Origin of the sequence: Georgenia muralis (assembly GCF_003814705.1) — a bacterium.
In the GTDB taxonomy this organism is placed as follows: domain Bacteria; phylum Actinomycetota; class Actinomycetes; order Actinomycetales; family Actinomycetaceae; genus Georgenia; species Georgenia muralis.
The window spans coordinates 23750-45025 of the sequence record NZ_RKRA01000001.1; the positions used below are offsets into that span (position 1 = coordinate 23750).

Annotated in this window: 17 protein-coding genes; 8 read left to right on the forward strand and 9 right to left on the reverse strand. The window is 75.3% G+C overall.

Translation table 11 applies throughout. The features are described from left to right. Positions 1-87: 87 nt before the first annotated feature. Positions 88-3708 carry an Rne/Rng family ribonuclease gene (locus EDD32_RS00120; RefSeq protein WP_123913549.1) on the reverse strand — a complete coding sequence of 1207 codons (3621 nt, stop codon included), beginning with the start codon at positions 3706-3708 and terminating at the stop codon, positions 88-90. 508 nt (positions 3709-4216) lie between these two features. On the opposite strand from EDD32_RS00120, the gene EDD32_RS00125 reads away from it, so the two are divergent. Genes EDD32_RS00125 through EDD32_RS00145 form a run of 5 tightly spaced genes read left to right on the forward strand, consistent with a single transcriptional unit; the run spans position 4217 to position 12228 of the window. Further along, a complete protein-coding gene (locus EDD32_RS00125; RefSeq protein WP_123913551.1) occupies positions 4217-5710 on the forward strand; it encodes a cytochrome ubiquinol oxidase subunit I in 1494 nt (497 codons plus the stop codon). 24 nt (positions 5711-5734) lie between these two features. Beyond that, on the forward strand, positions 5735-6799 hold the full coding sequence (gene cydB, locus EDD32_RS00130; protein WP_123913553.1) for a cytochrome d ubiquinol oxidase subunit II: 1065 nt from the start codon (positions 5735-5737) through the stop codon (positions 6797-6799). Positions 6800-6803: 4 nt separating this feature from the next. Then, positions 6804-8543 carry a thiol reductant ABC exporter subunit CydD gene (cydD, locus tag EDD32_RS00135; protein WP_123913555.1) on the forward strand — a complete coding sequence of 580 codons (1740 nt, stop codon included), beginning with the start codon at positions 6804-6806 and terminating at the stop codon, positions 8541-8543. Continuing rightward, positions 8540-10486, forward strand: a complete 1947-nt coding sequence (gene cydC / locus EDD32_RS00140) for a thiol reductant ABC exporter subunit CydC (protein WP_123913557.1) — start codon at positions 8540-8542, stop codon at positions 10484-10486. Before cydD ends, cydC begins: the two co-directional genes overlap by 4 nt. Then, positions 10483-12228: a GAF domain-containing sensor histidine kinase gene (locus EDD32_RS00145; protein WP_123913559.1), complete on the forward strand. Its 1746-nt coding sequence runs from the start codon at positions 10483-10485 to the stop codon at positions 12226-12228. The genes cydC and EDD32_RS00145 overlap by 4 nt, the downstream gene beginning before the upstream one ends. Positions 12229-12288: 60 nt before the next feature. On the opposite strand, the gene EDD32_RS00150 is transcribed toward EDD32_RS00145, so the two are convergent. The 8 genes from EDD32_RS00150 to EDD32_RS00185 form a co-directional block, all read right to left on the reverse strand. Continuing rightward, on the reverse strand, positions 12289-12903 hold the full coding sequence (locus EDD32_RS00150; RefSeq protein ID WP_123919976.1) for a response regulator: 615 nt from the start codon (positions 12901-12903) through the stop codon (positions 12289-12291). 134 nt (positions 12904-13037) lie between these two features. Beyond that, a complete protein-coding gene (gene mutM / locus EDD32_RS00155) occupies positions 13038-14051 on the reverse strand; it encodes a bifunctional DNA-formamidopyrimidine glycosylase/DNA-(apurinic or apyrimidinic site) lyase (RefSeq protein WP_123913561.1) in 1014 nt (337 codons plus the stop codon). Then, positions 14044-14841 (reverse strand): ribonuclease III, encoded by a 798-nt coding sequence (gene rnc, locus EDD32_RS00160; RefSeq protein WP_123913563.1) that lies wholly within the window; start codon positions 14839-14841, stop codon positions 14044-14046. Before rnc ends, mutM begins: the two co-directional genes overlap by 8 nt. Next, the gene (locus EDD32_RS00165) at positions 14838-15422 is read right to left on the reverse strand and encodes a YceD family protein (protein WP_123913565.1); all 585 of its coding nucleotides are present in this window, start codon (positions 15420-15422) and stop codon (positions 14838-14840) included. The genes rnc and EDD32_RS00165 overlap by 4 nt, the downstream gene beginning before the upstream one ends. A 71-nt stretch (positions 15423-15493) precedes the next feature. Further along, positions 15494-16000 (reverse strand): hypothetical protein, encoded by a 507-nt coding sequence (locus EDD32_RS00170; RefSeq protein ID WP_123913566.1) that lies wholly within the window; start codon positions 15998-16000, stop codon positions 15494-15496. Further along, positions 15997-16515 carry a pantetheine-phosphate adenylyltransferase gene (gene coaD / locus EDD32_RS00175; RefSeq protein ID WP_123913568.1) on the reverse strand — a complete coding sequence of 173 codons (519 nt, stop codon included), beginning with the start codon at positions 16513-16515 and terminating at the stop codon, positions 15997-15999. Before coaD ends, EDD32_RS00170 begins: the two co-directional genes overlap by 4 nt. Positions 16516-16575: 60 nt before the next feature. Beyond that, positions 16576-17157 (reverse strand): 16S rRNA (guanine(966)-N(2))-methyltransferase RsmD, encoded by a 582-nt coding sequence (gene rsmD / locus EDD32_RS00180; protein WP_123913570.1) that lies wholly within the window; start codon positions 17155-17157, stop codon positions 16576-16578. A gap of 39 nt (positions 17158-17196) precedes the next feature. Further along, positions 17197-17649, reverse strand: a complete 453-nt coding sequence (locus tag EDD32_RS00185; protein ID WP_123913572.1) for an LbetaH domain-containing protein — start codon at positions 17647-17649, stop codon at positions 17197-17199. Between the two features lie 132 nt (positions 17650-17781). On the opposite strand from EDD32_RS00185, the gene EDD32_RS00190 reads away from it, so the two are divergent. Genes EDD32_RS00190 through EDD32_RS00200 form a run of 3 tightly spaced genes read left to right on the forward strand, consistent with a single transcriptional unit; the run spans position 17782 to position 21143 of the window. Beyond that, the gene (locus EDD32_RS00190; protein WP_123913574.1) at positions 17782-18768 is read left to right on the forward strand and encodes an LLM class flavin-dependent oxidoreductase; all 987 of its coding nucleotides are present in this window, start codon (positions 17782-17784) and stop codon (positions 18766-18768) included. 39 nt (positions 18769-18807) lie between these two features. Beyond that, positions 18808-20319: an SDR family oxidoreductase gene (locus EDD32_RS00195; protein ID WP_123913576.1), complete on the forward strand. Its 1512-nt coding sequence runs from the start codon at positions 18808-18810 to the stop codon at positions 20317-20319. Then, complete coding sequence (locus EDD32_RS00200; protein WP_123913578.1) at positions 20316-21143, forward strand: tryptophan-rich sensory protein; 828 nt, start codon at positions 20316-20318, stop codon at positions 21141-21143. The genes EDD32_RS00195 and EDD32_RS00200 overlap by 4 nt, the downstream gene beginning before the upstream one ends. Positions 21144-21276: the final 133 nt, after the last annotated feature.

Sequence of the window (21276 nt, forward strand, 5' to 3'; positions counted from 1 at the left end):
TCCGGCCGAACCAGCGGACCACGACGAGGCGGGGGCCGGACCGTGTGGTCCGACCCCCGCCTGCCAGGTCCGAGGACCTGCGCTCGACTACTGCTGCTGGCCCTCGGGCGTCGAGGACGGCGGCGTGACGACGCCACTCGCGACGACCCGTCGGCTGCGTCGCGCCCGCCGAGGTGCGGGGGCGGAAGGCGTCTCATCCGCTGCCACATCGCCGGGCGACGCCGGCGTGACCGCTGCGGCCGGGGCCGGTGCACCGATGACGCCGGTGGACTCGACGGCCGGCTCGGCGGCCTCCGCCGGCTCGGCGACCGAGGCCGTGGTGACGTCGGCCGCAGAGACCTCGGCGACAGCACTCTGCTCCGACCGGGCCCCGTCCACCTCGGACGGCGCGCCCGCGGACGCCCGCAGTGCGCCGAGCTCCTCGCCGATGGCGCGTGCGGTCAGCTCGGTCTCCTTGCCCGTCGAGCCCGTCCCGGAGCTGTCGGACTCCGACCTGGGGTGCTCAGTGTCGTGCTCGTGGTCGTGCTCGTGCGCGCTGGCGGCGGCCGCCGCGATCGTCGCGAGCGTGGCCTTGACGGCCTCGCGCGCAGCGACGGCGGCCGGGTCCTCCGCCTGTTCCTTCGGCTCGGGTGCGGCCTCGGGCTGGGAGCCACCACTGCCCTTGCGGCCCCCACGACGACGTGCGCTCGGGGGCGCCTCCTCCACGGCGGTGCCGTTGGCGCTGCGCTCGACCGGGGCGTCGTGGACGACGAACCCTCGGCCGTTGCAGACCTCGCAGGGGGTGGAGAAGGCCTCGACGAGGCCCTGGCCCACGCGCTTGCGGGTCATCTGGACCAGGCCGAGCGAGGTCACCTCGGCGACCTGGTGACGGGTCCGGTCCCGGCCCAGGCACTCCAGGAGCCGGCGCATGACCAGGTCGCGGTTGGACTCGAGGACCATGTCGATGAAGTCGATGACGATGATCCCGCCGATGTCACGCAGGCGGAGCTGGCGGACGATCTCCTCGGCGGCCTCGAGGTTGTTACGGGTGACCGTCTCCTCGAGCGTGCCCCCGGAGCCGGTGAACTTGCCCGTGTTGACGTCGACGACGGTCATGGCCTCGGTGCGGTCGATGACGAGCGAGCCGCCGGAGGGCAGCCAGACCTTGCGGTCCATCGCCTTGGCCAGCTGCTCGTCGACGCGGTGCTCGGCGAAGACGTCGCGCTCGCTCGTCCAGTGGTGCATGCGGTGGGCGAGGTCCGGCGAGAGGTCGCGGACGTACCCCGAGATCGTCTCCCAGGCCCCGCCACCCGAGACGACGAGAGACTCGAAGTCCTCGTTGAAGACGTCGCGGACCACCCGCACGGCGAGCTCGGGCTCGCCCTTGAGCAGCAGCGGCGCGGCCTTGGCGTTCTTGGCCTTGGACTCGATGTCGGCCCACTGCTTGGTGAGGCGCTCGACGTCGGCGCGCAGCTGCTCCTCCGAGGCACCCTCGGCCGCCGTGCGCACGATGACCCCGGCCCCCTCGGGGACGATCTCCTTGAGGAGCTTCTTCAGCCGCGCCCGCTCGTTCTCCGGGAGCTTGCGGGAGATCCCCGTCATGGCCCCGGACGGCACGAGCACGAGGTGCCGCCCCGCGAGGGTGATCTGCGAGGTCAGACGCGCGCCCTTGTGCCCGATCGGGTCCTTGGTGACCTGGACGAGCACGGTGTCGCCGGACTTCAGCGCCTGCTCGATGCGGCGGGGCTGGCCCTCCATCCCGGCGGCGTCCCAGTTGACCTCGCCGGCGTAGAGGACGGCGTTGCGGCCCTTGCCGAGGTCGACGAAGGCGGCCTCCATCGACGGCAGCACGTTCTGCACGCGGCCGAGGTAGACGTTGCCCACCATCGAGGTCTGCGTGTGACGGGCGACGTAGTGCTCGACGAGGATGCCGTCCTCGAGCACGGCGATCTGGTTGAGACCGTCCTTCTCCCGGACGATCATCTTGCGGTCGACCGCCTCGCGGCGGGCGAGGAACTCGGCCTCGCTCAGCGTGGGTCGGCGACGCCCGGCCTCACGGCCCTCCCGGCGACGCTGACGCTTGGCCTCCAGACGCGTCGAGCCCTTGAGCGCGGTGACCTCGTCCCGGGCGGGACGGGGCTCCTCGGCCTCCCCGGACCGGCCCGAACGGCGGCGCCGGCGACGGCGACGCGAGCTCGAGCCGCCCTCCTCGCCCTCGTCCTCACCGGACTCGGGCTCCTCCTCGGGCTCGTCCTCGGTGGGCGGCTCCTCGTCGTCCTCGCCACCGCTCTCGCCCTGGCCGCCGCGGTTACGACGTCCACGTCCGCCACGGCGACGACGACGGCGACCGCCGCGCTCCTCGTCGCCGGAGTCCTCGGCGCCCTCCTCGGGCTCCTCGGTGGCGCCACCGGTCTCCTCCGGCAGCTCGTCCTCGGCGGTCGGCTGCTCCGTCACCGGCTGCTCGGCCGGCTTGCGACGGCCTCCGCGACGACGGCCACGCGGCTCCTCGGCGGCCGGCTCCGACTCGGTGGTCGCGGCCTCGGCGGTCGCGGTCTCGGACTGGGTCCGCTCGGCGCGCTCGGTGGCCGGGACCGGTGCACCCGCGGGGGCGGAGGCCCGGCGGCGCGGGCGGGCGCGGCTGGTGTCGGGCGCCTGGAACAGCAGGGCGGCCGCGGGCAGTCGCGGCCCCTCGGCCGGCTCCGCGCCGGAGTCGCTGACCTCAGCAGCGTTCTGGGTCTCGTCGGCGAGGGCGAGCTCGTCGTCCTCGTCCTCGTCCGTCTCCTCCGTCGGCGGCTCGTCGGCGGGAGCGGCGGGACCGCCGAGCCCCAGCTCGGCGAGGACGTCGATCTTCTGCTCCGGCGAGCGGGCGGGCGCGGTGGCCCGGCGGCTGCGACGGGCCGGGCGCTTGCCGGTCCCGGCCGCGCCGTCCTCGGCCACGTCGGTCCCGGACACGCCGGTCTCGGACACGCCGGTCTCGGCAGCGCCGCTCCCGGTGGCGGTCCCCACGGGCGCTGCGTCGGCGCTGCGGACCTCGGCGGACGGCGCAGACCCGGTCTCCGCGGTCTCAGCGGCCGGCGAGGTCTGTCCCCCGGCGATCGTCTCGCTCGGGGCGTCGGTGGCCGCGTCGGTGGACGCCGCCTTCTTGATGGTGCGGCGGGCGCGGGTCTTCTTCGGTGCCGGCTCGGCCTCGGACCGGTCGGCCGTCTCGGCGGGGACCGGTGCCTCGCCCGCGGGGACAGGTGCGTCCCCGGCAAGGACAGGTGCGTCCCCGGCAAGGACAGGTGCGTCCCCGGCGAGGACAGGTGCGTCGCCGGCGGGAGGAACGGCCTCGGCGGTCTTGCGGGTGGACGCGCGGCGGGTGCGGGGCTTCTTCGGCGCCTCGCCCTCCGCGGCCGGGGCCACGGTGGAGCCGGCGTCCGCGGCGGGAGCGTCCGCGGCGGGAGCCTCGGCAGGTGCCTGCCCGGCCGGCCCGGCGTCGCCACCCTCCGTGGTGGCCGGCGGGGTCTTGGCGCGGCTGCGCCGGGCGGGTGCCTTCTTCGCCGCGGGGGCCGCGGCGGCCTCGTCGGGTGCACCCGCCTCGGGGGTGGCCCCCTCCGCCGTCGTCGCTGCGCCGGCGGGGGCGGTGGCGCGGCGGGACCGGGTGCGTCGCTTGGGGGCCTCGGTGGCCTCGGCGCCGGTGGCCTCGGCGGTGGTGGTCTCGGCCGGGGTGGTGCTGTCGTTGTCGCTCATGGGGTGAGCCTCTCCACCCGGGACGCCGTCCACACCCTGCCGGCGCCCTCGGGCGTCAATCGTCCGCGGCGAGCCGTGGACGGAAGTCCTGGTGTACGTCGGGTGCGCATCCGGTGCGCGGCCCGCCGCCGACGAACGGGACGACCCGCCTGCCGTCTCCGGCTCGGCGGTGCCTGCACCGGTGCCCCTGCTGCAGCGCACTCACCTGGTCTGGCGAGGCGGCGCGAGGTGGGCGCCCGGTACGAGGCGGTCGCGACGTCGTCGGACCGGAGAACGGGGTGTGGATCTGCTCTCCGACCATCACGGAGTATCTCACAGGGCGGCCCCGTCCGGGCGGGACGCGCGCGGGGCGGACCGGGTGGTCCTGACGTCCCGTCATCTCCCGGGACCTTGGTCCCGGTCGGTGGCAGGGCCCGATCGTAGGTTTGGACGTGGCAGAACTCGTGCTCGCACAGCCCGTCCCGGGCGCGGCGCGACCCCCTCCCCGCATCTGAGAAGGGCTTCGCAGGTGGAGACACTCGACCTGGCTCGGTGGCAGTTCGGCATCACGACCGTCTACCACTTCGTCCTCGTCCCGCTGACGATCGGCCTGGCGCCCCTGGTGGCCGGCATGCACACCGCGTGGGTGCGCACCGGCAAGGAGCACTGGCACCGCCTGACGAAGTTCTTCGGCAAGATCCTCCTCATCAACTTCGCCCTGGGCGTGGCCACGGGCATCGTGCAGGAGTTCCAGTTCGGGATGAACTGGTCGGAGTACTCCCGCTTCGTCGGCGACATCTTCGGCGCCCCGCTCGCCGTGGAGGCGCTCGCGGCGTTCTTCCTCGAGTCGACGTTCCTCGGCCTGTGGATCTTCGGCGAGGGCAAGCTCCCCCGCTGGCTGCACAGCCTCTCCATCTGGATGGTGGCACTGGGCTCGACGATCTCCGCGTACTGGATCCTCGCGGCGAACTCGTGGATGCAGCACCCGGTCGGCGCGGTCTACAACCCCGAGACAGGCCGGGCCGAGCTCGACGGCGTCGGCGGCTTCCTCGAGGTGATGACGAACAACACCCTCCTCGCCGCGTTCTCGCACACCATCACCTCGGCGTTCCTCGTCGGGGGCACGTTCGTCGCCGGCATCTGCGGCTGGTGGATCGTGCGCTCGGTGCGCGCCGGGCGGGAGAACGAGGCGCGCCAGGTGTGGCGCCGCGGGGCGTACGTCGGCCTCGTCACGATCGTCCTGGCCGGGATCGGCGTCGTCGGCACCGGCGACATCCAGGGCAAGCTCATGTACGAGCAGCAGCCCATGAAGATGTCCGCCGCCGAGGCGCTGTGCGAGGGCACCGAGGGGGCCTCGTTCTCGCTGCTGACCATCGGCGACCTGTCCAACAGCTGCGAGAGCGCCCACGCCATCCTCGAGATCCCGGGCCTGACCTCCTTCCTCGGCACAGGCTCCTTCAGCGGCCCGGAGAGCTACCTCCCCGGCGTCAACGACATCCAGGCCGAGTACACCGAGCGCTACTCCGAGACTTTCGGCGAGGTCGACTACACCCCCAACCTCATGGTCACGTACTGGAGCTTCCGGCTCATGATCGGGCTGGCGGTCTTCTCCGCCGCCCTGGCGCTGGCCGGCCTGTGGCTCCTGCGCAAGGGCCGGGTCACCGACAAGGTGTGGTTCTCCCGGCTGAGCCTGCTGGCCCTGCCCATGCCGTTCCTCGCGGCGTCCTTCGGCTGGATCTTCACCGAGATGGGCCGCCAGCCCTGGGTCGTCCACCCCAACCCCGCCAACCCGGTCGACCAGGTGTACCTCCTCACCCAGAACGGGGTCTCCACGGTCGTCTCGGCCGGCTCGGTCATCACCTCGCTGGTGGTCTTCACCCTGCTGTACGCGGCGCTCGGCGTGGTGTGGTTCATGCTCATCCGGCGCTACGTCCGCGAAGGGGTGCGCCCGCTGCCCGAGGACGTCACCGACGCGCCGCAGGGCACCGACGAGCCCGCGCCGACCTTGTCCTTCGCGTACTGACCGCCCCCGACCTGGAGACACGCCGTGGACCTCCCCCTCCTGTGGTTCCTGCTCATCGCGGTCCTGTGGACCGGCTACCTCGTCCTCGAGGGCTTCGACTTCGGCGTGGGCATGCTGCTGCGCCCGTTCGCCCGTGACGAGAACGAGCGCCGCGCCATGCTGCGCACCATCGGGCCCGTCTGGGACGGCAACGAGGTGTGGCTGCTCACCGCGGGCGGCGCCACCTTCGCCGCGTTCCCCGAGTGGTACGCCACGATGTTCTCCGGCTTCTACCTGCCGCTGCTGCTCATCCTCTTCGCGCTCATCATCCGCATCGTCGCGATCGAGTGGCGCGCCAAGATCGACGACCCGCGCTGGCGCGGCCGCTGGGACTGGGCCCACACCGTCGGCGCCTGGATCCCCGCGGTCCTGTGGGGCGTGGCGTTCGCCAACCTCGTCCAGGGCATGGAGATCGAGGTGGTCGACGGCAACCACCAGCTCGTCGGCGGGTTCTTCTCGCTCATCACCCCGTTCACCCTCCTCGGCGGCGTCATGACCGCCACGGTGTTCCTCACCCACGGCGCGGTCTTCCTCGCGCTGAAGACCGACGGCGAGATCCGCCACCGCGCCGGCGCCCTGGCCGCCCGGCTCTCGGTCCTGTCCCTCGTCGTCGCCGGGGTGTGGGCCGTGTGGGCGCAGCTGGCGTTCTCCGCCCACGCCCTCACCTGGGTCCCGCTGGTCGTGGCCGCCGTGGCGCTCGTCGGCGTCGTCGTGGCCGCCCGGGAGCGCCGCGAGGGCTGGGCGTTCGTCCTCAACGCCGTCGCGATCGTCGCGGCCGTGGTCCTCATCTTCGGGACCATGTACCCCAACGTCATGCCCTCCTCGCTGGACCCGGCGTGGTCGCTGAGCATCGACCAGGCGGCCTCGACCGACGCCACCCTGACGGTGATGAGCATCGTCGCCCTGTTCTTCGTGCCGGTCGTCCTGGCCTACCAGGGCTGGACGTACTGGGTGTTCCGCAAGCGCATCGTCGCCGCCCCGGGCGGTGGCGACGACGGCCTCCACCCCACCGACGTCCGCGCGTTCGAGTCGACCACTGGGGCACACTGAGGCGGTGAAGCCGCTCGACCCACGCCTGCTCAGGCACGCCCGGGCGGCCCGCCGCTACATCGCCCTGACGGCGGTGACAGGGCTCGTCACCGCCGCGGCCGTGGTCGCCCAGGCCGTGCTCGTCGCCCGCGCGGTCTCCCCCGTCGTCGAGGGCCGTGCGGGCTGGGCGCAGGCCGCGCCGCTCGTGGCCGCCCTGGCCGGGGTGCTGGTGCTGCGCGCCGTCGTCCTGGTCGTCCAGGAGTCCCTCGCCCACCGCGCCGCCCGTGACGTCGTCGCCGAGCTCCGCGAGCAGGTGCTCGCCCGGGCGGTGGCGCTCGGCCCGCGGTGGCTCGCCGACGGCAACGGCCCGCGGGTTGTCACCCTCGCCACGCGGGGGCTGGACGACCTCGAGCCCTACTTCGTGCGCTACCTCCCCCAGCTGCTGCTCGCCGCCACGGTCACCCCCGCCACGGTCCTGGTGATCCTCGGCCTGGACCTCACCTCGGCGCTCATCGTCGCCGCGACGATCCCCCTCATCCCGGTGTTCATGTGGCTCATCGGGGTGCTCACCCAGCGTTTCGCCGCGGAGCGGCTCGTCGCGATGCAGCGTCTGGGCGCCCAGCTCCTCGACCTCCTCGCCGGCCTGGCCACCCTCAAGGCCCTCGGCCGGGAGCGCGGACCCGCCGCGCGGGTGCGTGAGCTGGGGCAGGCCTACACCCGCACGACGATGGCCACGCTCAAGGTCGCCTTCCTCTCCGGCGCCGTGCTGGAGTTCCTCGCGTCGATCTCCGTGGCGCTCGTGGCGGTGACGATCGGCATGCGCATGGTCTACGGCGGGCTCGACCTCACCACCGGCCTGACCGTGCTCATGCTCGCGCCCGAGGTGTACCGCCCGCTGCGCGAGGTGGGATCGCACTTCCACGCCTCCGCGGACGGCGTCGCGGCCGCCGAGCAGGCCTTCGCCGTCCTCGAGGAGCGCCCGGCCACGCCCGGCACCGTGCCCGCACCCGACCTCCGCCGCACCGACATCGTCCTCGACGGCGTGAGCGTGGCGGCACCGGGCCGGGCGACGTGGGCGCCGTGGCGGCTGAGCGCGCGCCTGCACCCCGGTCGCGTGGTCGCCCTCGCCGGCCCCTCGGGCGCCGGCAAGACGACGGCCGCGCAGGTGGTCCTCGGTCTCCTTCGGCCGGAGGAGGGGTCGGTGCGCCTGGAGGACGTTCCTGCCGCCGGCCGGACCCGGCCGGCCGGCGCCGAGCCCGCCGACGCCGACGCCGGACCCGCCGGGCTCGACCTCGCCGACGTCGAGCCCGGCTCGTGGTTCGACCAGGTCACCTGGGTGCCGCAACGCCCGGTCATCGTGCCCGGGACCGTGCGGGCGAACGTCCTCGGTGACCGGCCGGTCGACGACGACGCCACGGCCGCCGCGCGCGCCACCGGCCTCGACACCGTCCTGGCCGAGCTCCCCCGCGGGTGGGAGACGCCCCTGGGCCACGGCGGGGTGGGGCTCTCCGTGGGCCAGCGTCAACGTCTCGCCCTGACCGCGGCCCTCCTCGGGAGCGCCCCGCTCGTCGTCCTCGACGAGCCGACCGCCCACCTCGACGCGGCCGCCGAGCAGCAGGTCCTGGACGCCGTGGCGGCCCTGCGCGACCAGGGCCGCACCGTCGTCGTCATCGCCCACCGGGCCGCCCTGCTCGACCTGGCCGACCACGTCGTCACGGTCGCCTCGGCCCCGGCCACCGCCGAGCCTGCCGAGGTGCGGTCATGACCGCGCCCGCCCCACCGGCACCGCCGGCGGTGGCCGAGCGTCCCGGCGCCGGTGTGCTGCCGGCCGACGAGCGCCAGGCGCTGCGCCGGGCCGTCGGCCTGCTGGCCCTGGACCGGGTGCGCCTGCTGTGGGCGGTCCTCGCCGGCAGCGCGGGCCTCGGCAGCGCCGTGGCGCTCACGGCGACCTCCGCCTGGCTCATCGCCCGCGCCTCCCAGATGCCGCCCGTGCTGGAGCTGTCGGTCGCCGCGGTGGCCGTGCGGACCTTCGGCATCTCCCGCGCGGTGCTGCGCTACCTCGAGCGCCTCGCCTCACACCTGGTGGCGCTGCGCGGCATGGCGGCGCTGCGCGAGACCGTCTACCGCCGGCTCGCCGCCGGTCGCACCGACGCCGTCGCCGGCCTGCGCCGCGGGGACCTCCTGGCCCGGACGGGGGCCGACGTCGACGCAGTCGGCGACGTCGTCGTCCGCGCCCTGCTGCCCGCGGTGGTCGCAGCGGTCGTCGGGGTCGGGTCGGTCGTCCTCGTCGCGTGGCTGCACCCGGCCGCGGGCGCCGTGCTGGCCGTCTGCCTGCTCGTCGCGGGCGTCCTCGGGCCGTGGCTGAGCATGCGGTCGGCGCGGCTCGCCGAGCACGCCCAGGTCCTCGCCCGCGGTGAGCTCGCCGCCACGGCGATGACGATGGTCGACGGCGCCGCCGAGCTCACCGTCTCGCGGCGCGTCGCACCGCTCCTGCGCGACCTGGGCCGCACCGAGCGCGAGCTGGCCGCCGCCAAGGACGCCGCCGCGCGGCCGGCCGCGCTCGCCGCGGGCATCGACACCCTCGCCATGGGGGCGGCCGTGCTCGGGGCCCTCGTGCTGGGCATCCCCGCCACCGTGGCGGGCACGCTCCAGCCGGTCGAGCTCGCCGTCGTCGTCCTCACCCCGCTGGCCGCGTTCGAGGGCACCGCCATGCTCGGCCCGGCGGCCGTCCAGCTCGTCCGGTCCGCCGGCTCGGCGGTGCGGGTCATGGCCCTGCTCGACGCCGCCGACCCGGACGGGCCCGAGCCGCCCGCCGGACCGACACCCGCACCCGCACCCGCCGGATCCGCACCCGCAGCCGCACCCGCCGGATCCGCACCCGCAGCCGTCGGGCCGGCCCTCGCGGCACCGGCGCTGACCACCGGCGCCCACCCCGGCGGACCGTGGCTGCGCGCCCGGGGCCTGGCCGTGGGCTGGCCCGGCGGCCCGGTCGTCGCGGCAGGCCTGGACCTGGACCTCGCGCCCTGCCGTGCGCTCGCCGTCGTCGGACCCAGCGGCATCGGCAAGACCACGCTCCTCCTCACCCTGGCCGGGCTGCTGCCGCCGCGGGCCGGCACGGTCACCCTCGACGGGACGGACGTGTGGGGCCGCTCCCGCGAGGAGGTCAGCCGGCAGGTCGTCCTCACGGCCGAGGAGGCGCACGTCTTCGCCACGACCGTCCTGGAGAACCTCCGCGTCGCCCGCGGCGACCTCACCGAGGACGCCGCCGCCGACCTGCTGCGCCGCGCCGGTCTGGGCGAGTGGCTCGCCGGGCTGCCCGCCGGGACGGCCACCGGGCTCGGCACCGACGCCGCCACGATCTCCGGCGGGGAGCGCCGGCGCCTGCTCCTGGCGCGGGCGCTCGCCAGCCCGGCCCGGCTCCTCCTGCTCGACGAGCCCGCGGAGCACCTGGACCCGGCCACCGCCGACCGCCTGGTCACCGACCTCCTGCGTGCCGGGCGGGACGTCGCCGGCCGCGGGGTCCTGCTGGTGACCCATCGGCTCGCCGCCCTCGGCGCCGCGGACGAGGTCGTGGTCCTCGGCCCGGCGGGGGACGCGGGCGAGAGCCCGCCCGCACCGGCTACCGTGCAGGCCAGGGGCTCGCACGCGGAGCTCCTGGCCACCGTGCCCGCCTACCGGTGGGCCGCCGAGCAGGAGGAGCGACGATGAGCGCCGAGGCCACCCGCGACGACGGCATCCACGTCCGCCGGGCCACCGACGCCACCGGCGGCGCGGACCGGCGACCGGACACCATCGCCTCGAACACCTCCTCCCTCCTCGGCGCGGCGATCGACCTCACCTCGCACCTGGACGTCCAGTCGGCGCTGAAGAACTTCGTCGACCGGGCCGCCCGCCTGTCCGGGGCCCGCTACGCCGCGCTCGGCGTCCTCGACAGCCGCGGCAACACCACCGCGTTCGTCCAGGTGGGCGTCAGCGAGGAGGAGCAGGCGGTCCTCAAGCACCCGCCGCGGGGGTACGGCGTGCTCGGCGCCATCCCCGTCGACGGCCCGCTGCTGCTGGACGACCTCACCCAGCACCCCGACTTCGGCGGCTTCCCACCCGGCCACCCCCCGATGCACTCCTTCCTCGGGGTGCCGGTGCGGGTCAACGAGCAGGTCTTCGGCCGGCTGTACCTGGCCGAGAAGCCGGGTGGGTTCACCGAGCACGACGCCCAGGACATGATGAGCCTGGCGGAGGCGGCCGCGGTCGCCATCGAGAACTCCCGCCTCTACGCCGAGGCCCGCAACCGCGAGCGCTGGATCGCCGTGAGCCAGGACATCACCACCACGCTGCTCGAGGGCACCGAGGAGGAGGAGGCCCTGGAGATGATCGTCTCGCGGGTCCGCGACGTCGCCGAGGCGGACACCGCGCTCATCGTGCTGCCCTCGGTCGGGGACGCCTGGGCGTGCGAGATCGCCGACGGGTACCTCGCCGGGGACCTCCTCGGCCTGGTCTTCCCGCCCGACGGCCGGGCGATGACGGTCCTCAAGGAGGGCACCGGCCTCATCGTCGACTCCCTCACCCGGCTGCGCACGCTGCGCCTGCGCGAGCTCGCCCAGTTCGGCCCGGCCCTCTACGCGCCGATGATGCTGCGCGGTGAGGGCAAGGGCGTGCTCCTGCTGCTCCGGCGCATCGGCGGGCCGGAGTTCGACCCCTCCGACCGGGCCATGGCCGAGTCGGTCGCCCGCCAGGCCGCGCTGGCCCTCGAGCTCGCCGCGGCCCGGCACGCCCAGGACGTCGCGGCGCTGCTCGACGAGCGCGCCCGCATCGGCCGGGACCTCCACGACCTGGCCATCCAGCAGCTCTTCGCCACCGGCATGCAGCTCGAGGCCGCCCGCACCGCCGCCGCCGAGCGCGGCGACCCCGCCCTGACCACCCTCCTCGAGGACTCCCTCTCCAGCGTGGACGAGTCCGTCAAGCAGATCCGCGCCATCGTGCACTCCCTGCGCGAGCCGGACACCGCCGTCGTGCTCGTCGAGCGGCTGCGGCGCGAGGCCTCGCTCGCCCGGACCTCGCTGGGGTACGCGCCCTCGCTCGTCATCGACGTCGAGGGCACCGTCATCTCCGACGACGACGCCCAGGCCGGGCTGGTCGACATCATCGACGACCGGGTCGACGCCGACATCTCCGACGACGTCGTCGCGGTGGTCCGCGAGGGACTGTCCAACGCCGCCCGCCACGCCCGGGCCGCCTCGGTCCAGGTGCGCGTGAGCGTGCTCGGCTCGGGCCCGACCGGCCGGGTGGTGGTCGACGTCGAGGACGACGGCGGCGGCGTCGACCCCACCGTGAGCCGTCGCTCGGGACTGGCCAACCTCGCCACCCGTGCCCGGCGGCACGGCGGGACGTTCTCCCTCGGCAAGAGCGAGCACGGCCAGGGCAGCCTCATGAGCTGGCAGGTGCCGCTCAGCTAGCCACGGCCGGCAGGATCAGCCGAGCCGGTCCGGCGGGCTCAGGCGCACGGTGCGGCAGGTTCAGCCGCGCCAGCCGGCGGCGCGCTGCCCGGCGACCCAGGCGGCGACCTGGGTGCGGCGCTGCAGACCCATCTTCGACAGCAGCGCCGTGATGTGGTTCTTCACGGTCTTCTCCGCCACGCCCAGCCGGTCGCCGATCTCCCGGTTGGACAGGCCGTCGCCGATGAGCTCGAGCACGCGACGCTCGGACGGGGTGAGGTCGGCGGTGGGGTCCTCGTGGTCGGCGCGCCGGCGGGTGACCGTCCGCTCGTCCAGGAGGGTGCGGCCCGCGGCCACGGCCCGCACGACGTCGGCGATCTCCGCGCCGCGGACGGTCTTGAGGAGGTAGGCCTTGGCGCCGGCGGCGAGGGCGGACGCGAGCGCGTCGTCGTCGTCGAAGGACGTCAGGACGATGGGCCGGGCGTCCGGCACCTTCTCGCGCAGGGTGGCGATGATGTCGATGCCGGTGCCGTCGGGCAGCTGCAGGTCGACGAGGAGGACCTCGGGCCGGACGAGCTGCGCCCGGCGCACGGCCTCGGCCACCGAGCCGGCCTCCGCGACGACCGTGAGGCCCTCGGCGCGGTCGACGATCTCCGCGATCCCACGACGCACGACCTCGTGGTCGTCGATGATCATGACCCGGATGTCGTGAACGGGCGTCTCCTGCGTGTTCGGCACGCCCCGAGCCTACCCAAGGTGGCCGGGATTACGGGCATCTCGGCGCCCACCGGACGTGGCGCGGACCACATCACGGGCCTGGGGCGCGGTGGTCACGCGCGGACCCGGCGCTGGCAGCCCGGGCAGGAGAACGAGCTGCGGTTCATGAACTGCTCCCGCCGGATCGGCCGCCCGCACCGCGGGCACGGCAGGCCCTCGCGGCCGTAGGCGTTGAGGGAGCGCGCGAAGTACCCGGCGGCCCCCTCGACGTCGACGTAGAGGGCGTCGAAGGACGTCCCCCCGACCGCCAGCGCCTCGCGCATGACGTCGGTCGCGGCGTCGAGGAGCTCGCGCACGCGCGCCGGCGCGAGGCGGTCCGTGGGCCGGGAGCCGTGGAGGCGGGCGCGCCACAGGGCCTCGTCGGCGTAGATGTTGCCCACGCCGGAGACGAGGGTCTGGTCGAGGAGGGCGCGCTTGACCTCGGTGCGCCTGGCCCGGGTGCGCCGGACGAGCGCGGCGCGGTCGAGCACGGGGTCGAGGAGGTCGCGGGCGATGTGCGCCACCGGTACGGGCAGCACCGGGGCCGCGCTGCCGTGGCCGCCCGGCCCGCCGTCGGCCGTGGGGACCGTGCCGGCGACCATGACGTGGCCGAAGGTGCGCTGGTCGACGAACCAGAGCTGGCCGCCGTCGTCGAAGACCAGCCGCACCCGCAGGTGCGCGGTCGAGAGCGGGACGGTGCGCACGAGCGTCGGCGGGAGGGTCGCGGTGAGGTCGCGACGGGGCACCTCGGCGAGGAACGCGGCAGCGTCGGCGTCGTGACGCCGGCTGCCGTCGGGCTCCTGGACGAGGAGCTGGCCCGACATGCCCAGGTGGGCGACGAGCGCCTCCTGCGGCCCGTCCTGCTCGCCGGGCCCGCCGGGCTCACCGAGGTTGAGCCACAGGTACTTCCCGCGCCGGACCGCCGCGGTGACCGTGCGGCCGGCCACCCGGGCGGCGAGCTCGGCGGCGCCGCCGGGCTGACGGCGGACCGCCCGGGGGTGCAGCACCTCCGCGGTCGCCACCCGTCGCCCGACGACCCGGCCGGCGAGGCCGGCCCGGACCGTCTCGACCTCGGGGAGCTCAGGCACGCCGGACCTCGTCGGCCCCCGGACCGAGAGGCTCGGCCTCGTCCGCACCGGGGAGCGGGCCGGCGTCGCCGTCGAGCCGCTCGTAGGCGTCCTCGGCGGCGTTCTGCTCGGCGACCTTCTTCGAGGGGCCCACCCCCTGGCCGTACCGCTCGCCCTCGAGGAGGACGACGGCGGAGAAGGTGCGGGCGTGGTCGGGCCCGGTGCCGCTGACCACGTAGCCGGGGGCGCCGAGCCCGCGCCCGGCCGCCAGCTCCTGGAGCGAGGTCTTCCAGTCCAGGCCCGCGCCGAGGCGGGCGGCCTGGCCCAGGAGCGGCGCCACGAGCCGCTCGACGACCCTGCGGGTGTGCTCCAGGCCGTGGCACAGGTAGGTCGCGCCGATGAGCGCCTCGACGGTGTCCGAGAGGATGGAGTCCTTCTCCCGTCCACCGGTCACGAGCTCGCCGCGGCCCAGGAGGATGAAGGCGCCGAGGTCGAGGTCGCGCGCCACGCCCGCGAGGGCCCGCTGGCTCACCGTCGCCGCCCGCATCCGGGCCAGGTCCCCCTCGGGGACGTCGGGGTGGTGGCGGTAGAGGTACTCCGTCACGACGATGCCGAGCACGGAGTCGCCGAGGAACTCCAGCCGCTCGTTGGTGGGCAGCCCCCCGGCCTCGTGGGCGAAGGACCGGTGGGTCAGCGCCAGGACGAGCAGCTCGGGGTCGATGTCGGTGCCGAGCGCCCCCAGCAGCGCCTGGACGTCGTCGCGGGCGGGCGTCTCCACGACGTCGTCGTGCCTGGCCCGGCGCCGGCTCATCGAGCCTCCTCGCCGCCCTCGGGGTCCGACCCCTCGTTCTCGGCGAAGAGCGAGCCGAGGGCGGCCCAGCGCGGGTCCAGCTCCTCGTGGTGGTGGCCGGGCTCGGCGTCGTCGAGCCGGACCCCGCAGTGCGGGCACAGCCCGGCGCAGTCCGCGCGGCACAGGGGCTGGAACGGCAGGGCGAGGACGACCGCGTCACGCACGGTGGGCTCGAGGTCGAGGAGCTCGCCCTCGAGCTCGGGGAGGTCCTCGGCCTCCTCGTCGCCCTCCTCGGTCAGCGCGGCCTTGCGACCCTCGTAGTAGTACAGCTCCGAGACGTCGACGGTGATCGAGGAGTCGACGTCGCGCAGGCAGCGCACGCACTCCCCGTGCAGGGGCGCGGCGGCGGTGCCGGTGACGAGGACGCCGTCGGCCACCGCCTGCAGGGTCAGGTCCAGGTCGAGCTCGGCACCGAGAGGCACGCCGATGACCTCGGTGCCCATGTCGGCGGGGGCCGGGACACTCGTGCGCAGGGTGCGCATCGCCCCGGCCCGGCGGCCGAGGTCGTGCGTGCTGACCACGAGCGGGGATCGGGGGTCCATGGCTCTCCTTGAGGGTGACGGCGGCTCCGCGACGGTGCGCGGACCGGCGTCGATGCTACCCGCCCGGGCCGCTAGCGCTCGGTGTCGGCGCCACTCTCGCGGCCGACCCTGGCGGCGAGCGCCTCCCGGCCGGCACGGACCTGGGTGCCGATCGCCCCGAGGTCGATCTCGAACTGGGCCAGCTGGCGGTCGCAGTAGTCGTTGGCGTCCGCGGCGAGCTTCGCGGCGCTCGCCTCCGCCTCGGCGACGATCTGGGCGGCGCGCTCCTGCGCGAGCCGCACCACGCGCTCCCCCGCCACGAGCTCCTCGGCGCGGGCGCGGGCGTCGGCGAGGACGGCCTCGGCCCGGTCGCGTGCCCGCTCGAGCATCGCGTCGGCGTCGGCGACGATGTCGTCCGCGGCGTGGATCTCCTCGGGCACCACGGCCCGGGCGGCGTCGAGGAGGTCGAGGACCTCGGCCCTGTTCACCAGCACCGACGCCGACATCGGCATCGCCCGGGCGTTGCCGAGCATCTCGGTGAGCTCGTCGAGGATCGACATCAGCGAGGCACCCTCGCGGGTCTGCTCGGTCGTGGTCATCGCGTACCTCCAGGGACGGGTGGTGCGGGGAGCACGCGGCGCAGCGCCGCGGCGACGTCGGCGGTGACGAGGTCCTCGACCGGGCCGCCGTGGCGGGCGACGTCCTTGACGAGGGAGGAGGCGACGTGGGCGAGTGCCGGGTCACCCATGACGAAGACGGTCTCGACGCCGCTGAGGTGGCGGTTCATGAGGGCCATCGAGTGCTCGGCGTCGAAGTCGGCCGCACCGCGCAGGCCCTTGACGACGGCGGTGGCGCCCACCCGGGTGCAGAAGTCGGCGAGGAGGCCGGGCACGGCGGCCACCCGCACGCCCGCCATCGCGGCGGTGGCGGACCGGGCCAGCGCGAGGCGCTCGTCGAGGTCGAGGAGGTAGCGCTTGTCGGGGTTGTGCGCGACGGCGACGACGACCTCGTCGAAGAGGCCGCGCGCCCGCCGGACGACGTCGACGTGCCCGAGGGTGATGGGGTCGTACGACCCGGGGCACACCGCCAGGGTGCCGTCCCGCGTGGCGTCCATGGGCGTCACCGTAACGGCCGCGCGGGCCGACGCCGGGGAGGCGGGACCCGCGTGGCGGTGCTACCCCGACTGCGGGGCCGGCTCGCCCGACCGCGGGGCCGGCTCGGCGAACCAGACCTGGGTGTCGCCGTAGGTCCGGGAGTCGGTGCGGACCATCCCGGCCGGCCACGCCGGCTCGGGGCTGCGGCGCGAGCGTTCGACGACGACCACCCCGTCCGGGGCGACCCACCCGTCCCCGAGCCGGGCCAGGACCTCGGCGAGGTCGTCCTCGCCGATCTCGTAGGGCGGGTCGAGCAGGACGAGGTCGGCCGCCAGGGGCGGGCCGGCCAGGTGGGTCAGGACGCGTGCGCCGACGACGGTGACCCCGCCCAGGCCCAGGCCGGCGGCGTTCTTCCGGCACAGCGCCGCGGCCGGGCGGGCGGCCTCGACGAGGGTCACGCGACGCGCCCCGCGCGAGGCCGCCTCCAGCCCGAGCGCGCCCGAGCCGGCGTAGAGGTCCAGGACGACGGCGCCGCGGACGACGCCGAGGTGGTCCAGCCGGGAGAACAGCGCCTCACGGACCCGTTCGGAGGTGGGCCGGGTGCCGCTGCGCGGCACGTCGAGGCTCCGCCCGCCGGCCGAGCCGGCCACGATCCTGGTCATCGGGCCAGCCTAGGCTCCGCCCGGACCGCCACCGCGGCTCTACGCGGCCCGCCGGCGCCGCGCGGACGACCTCGAGGAGCTGGTGGACGTCGTCCCGGCCGGGCCGGCTTCGGCCGCCGTGGTCACCCCGGCCGTCAGGACGGTGTCGGGGGCCACCCGTGACCCCGGCGCGACCCGGACCCACTCCCCGACCCGGGCGCGTGCCCCGATCGTGGCCCCGCTCCCGACGACGGCGCCCGGACCCACGTGGGCGCCGGGCCCGATCTCGGCGTCCGCGCCGACCACCGACCCGCGGTCGACCCAGGCCCGGGCGGCGACCCGTGCCCTCGGCATGACCTGCGCCCCGGGGTCGACGTAGGCACCCTCGCCGACGAACGCGGTGGGGTCCACGCGCGCGGCCGTCTCGACGTACCCGCCACCGTTGGCGTGGGGCGCGTAGCGTCGGGTGACGCCCTCGTCGTCCTCGAACTCGTTGCGCTGCTGGTTGCGCATCCGTCCCTCCCTGTGCGATGCGTACACCTGTTCAACGCAGGACGAGCGAGACGTGTTCCGCCGGGTGCGCTGACGTACCGTGGACCGACATCGATTGACGACCTCACGCGTCCGGTACCTCCAGGGAGCACCATGTCCGTCCCCGTCTCCGTCCTCGACCTCGCGACCGTCCACACCGGTGGCACCGCCCGCGAGACGCTGGACAGCTCCGTCGACCTCGCCCGCCACGCCGAGCGGTGGGGCTATCGCCGCTACTGGTTCGCCGAGCACCACAACATGCCCACGGTGGCGTCCTCGGCCACCGCCGTGCTCGTCGGGCACGTCGCGGCGCACACGAGCACCATCCGGGTCGGGGCGGGCGGGGTCATGCTGCCCAACCACTCCCCGCTCGTCGTCGCCGAGCAGTTCGGCACGCTCGAGACGCTCTACCCCGGCCGCATCGACCTGGGCCTGGGCCGCGCCCCCGGCGGGGACCTGGCCATGCTGCGGGCGCTGCGCCGCGACCCCTCGGCCGCGGAGAGCTTCCCGCAGGACGTGGTCGAGCTGCAGTCCCTCCTCGGGCCGCTCTCCCCCGGTCAGAGTGTCCGCGCCACCCCGGGCACCGGCACCGAGGTCCCGCTGTACATCCTGGGCTCCTCCCTCTTCGGTGCCCGGCTCGCGGCGGCGCTGGGCCTGCCCTACGCCTTCGCCTCCCACTTCGCCCCGACGGCGCTCGTCGACGCCGTGCAGACCTACCGCCGCGAGTACCGGCCGTCCGAGCGTCACCCCGAGCCGTGGGTCATCGCCGGCCTCAACGTCTTCGCCGCCGACACCGACGCCGCCGCGCGCGAGCTCCACGCCGACGCCCTGCGCGCGGGTGCCGCCCGCCTGACACGCCGCGGCGAGGACCTCACCCCCGCCGAGGCCGACGCCGTCCTCGCCTCCCCCGCCGGTGACCAGATCAGGATGATGACGCACTACTCCGCGGTCGGCGGGCCCGAGGGCCTGCAGGACCAGGTCGAGATGTTCGTCCGGCACGCGGCGGCGGACGAGATCATCGTGGCGACGAACGCCCCGACGCACGAGCAGCGCCGCCGCTCCTACGAGATCCTCGCCGAGGCCCTCGACCTGGCGGGCTGAGCGCGGGCGGGGCGCGGGCACCTGCCGCAGACTGGCCCCATGACCGACGCCCCCCTCGCCCTCGTCTCCGGCGCCACCGGCTACATCGGCGGCCGCCTCGTGCCCGAGCTCCTCGCCGCCGGCATGCGGGTGCGCGCCATGGCGCGCCACCCGGACCGGCTCGACGGGCGGCCCTGGCGGAGCAGCATCGAGGTCGTCGCAGCCGACGCCCTCGACGAGGATGCCCTCGCCGCGGCGATGGACGGCGTCGACGTCGCCTACTACCTCATCCACTCCCTCGGCACCGGCTCGACGTTCGAGGAGCGCGACCGTCGCACCGCCCGCACCTTCGGGGTCGCGGCCCGCCGGGCCGGCGTCGGGCGCATCGTCTACCTCGGCGGCCTGCACCCCGAGGAGGAGGAGCTCTCCGCCCACCTGAGCTCGCGCAAGGAGGTCGGGGAGATCCTCCTCGCCTCGGGCGTCCCGACCGCCGTCCTGCAGGCCGCGGTGATCATCGGCTCGGGCAGCGCGTCCTTCGAGATGATGCGCTACCTCACCGAGCGGCTCCCGGCGATGATCGCGCCGAAGTGGCTGGAGAACCGTATCCAGCCCATCGCCGTGCGTGACGTCCTGCGCTACCTCGTCGGGGCGGCGTCCATGCCGGCCGAGGTCAGCCGCGCGTTCGACATCGGCGGCCCCGAGGTCCTCACCTACCGGCAGATGATGCAGCGCTACGCCGCTGTCGCCGGCCTGCCTCCGCGGGTCATCAGGACCGTCCCGGTCCTCACCCCACGGCTGGCGAGCCACTGGGTCGGCCTGGTCACCCCGGTGCCCGCCGGGCTCGCGCGCCCGCTCGTGGAGTCGCTCATCCACGAGGTCGTGGCGAAGGAGGAGGACATCAAGGCCTATGTCCCCGACCCGCCCGAGGGCCTCATCGGCTTCGACCGGGCCGTCGAGCTCGCCCTCCAGCGTGTCCGCGACTTCGACGTCTCCACGAGCTGGTCGTCCGCCTCCCCGGCCGGCGCGCCGTCCGACCCGCTGCCCGACGACCCGGACTGGGCCGGCGGGTCCCTCCAGGTGGACGAGCGCGAGACGGTCGTCGACGCCGGCGCCGACGACCTGTGGACGGTCATCGAGGGCATCGGCGGGGCCCACGGCTGGTACTCCTGGCGGCTGGGGTGGGGGGCGCGCGGGCTCATGGACCGCGTCTTCGGCGGGCCGGGCCTGCGCCGTGGCCGACGTCATCCGCACCAGCTCGCCGTCGGCGACGCACTGGACTGGTGGCGGGTGGAGAAGCTCGACGACGGCCACCTCCTGCGGCTGCGGGCGGAGATGCGTCTGCCCGGCGAAGCCTGGCTCGAGCTCGTGGCCGACACCGACGACGCCGGCCGGACGGTCTTCCGCCAGCGGGCGATCTACCACCCGCACGGCCTGCTCGGCCAGGCGTACTGGTGGGCGGTCTACCCCTTCCACGGCGTGGTCTTCGGCGGCATGCAGCGCAACATCGCGCGCGCCGCCGAGGAGGCGGCGAAGGAGTCGACGGACGGGGCCACCCCGGGCACGGCGCCGTGAGCCGTCCCGCCGCCCGGACGGACCGCGCCCGGCAGGTCGCGGTGACGCTCAGCTACGTCGTCTGCGTGGTCGGGTCGATGATCGGCGTCGGGGTCTTCGGCGGGACGCCGATCCAGGGCGCAGCGGGCGGGCTCCTCGGCGCTGACGCCACCCATCTGGCACCGGCCTCGCCGGCCTTCTCGGTCTGGTCGCTCATCTACCTCGGTCTGGGTGCGTACACGGTCGTCCAGTGGCTGCCAGGGCGCGCCGCCGACCGCCGCCACCGCGCCATCGGGTGGCCGGCCGCCGCATCCATGCTCCTCAACGCGGCCTGGATCCTCGTGGTGCAGGCCGGTCTCGTGGCGCTGTCGGTCGCGGTCATCGCTGCGCTGCTCGCCGTGCTCGTGCTGGTCTTCCTGCGGCTGCGCGGCCTTCGGTCCGCGCGGCGACACGGCCGGCTGGTGGCCGGCTCGCGGCTCGACCGGCTCGTGGTCGACGGGACCTTCGGGGCCTACCTGGGCTGGGTGAGCGTGGCGACGGTGGCCAACGTGGCCGCGGCGCTGCTCGGTGCGGGCTTCACCGGGGCGGGCGCCCCGCAGGCGTGGTCGGTGGGCGTGCTCGCCGTCGCCGCGGCGGTCGGGGCAGGGCTCGCCCTCGCGGGCGCCGGCCGGGTGTCGGCCGCGGGCCGGTACGGCGTCGCCGCGGCGATGGTGTGGGGCCTGGTGTGGATCGGCGTCGGACGCACCCAGGGCGATCTCCTCGTCCCGGTGACGGCCTACGCCGCGTGGGCCGCGGCGGCAGTCATCGCTGTCGTGACGCTGCGGGCCCGCCGCCGCAGCGCCTGACGAGGCGTCGCCGGACGGGCTCGCCGCCGCCTCTGAGGGGGCGCGGCGGACCCCGCAGAGGAAATTGCCTCGGGAGAAGTGCATCCAGACGCATCGACCTGGGGGAAGTCCTCCATGTCAGCACCACAGCGCC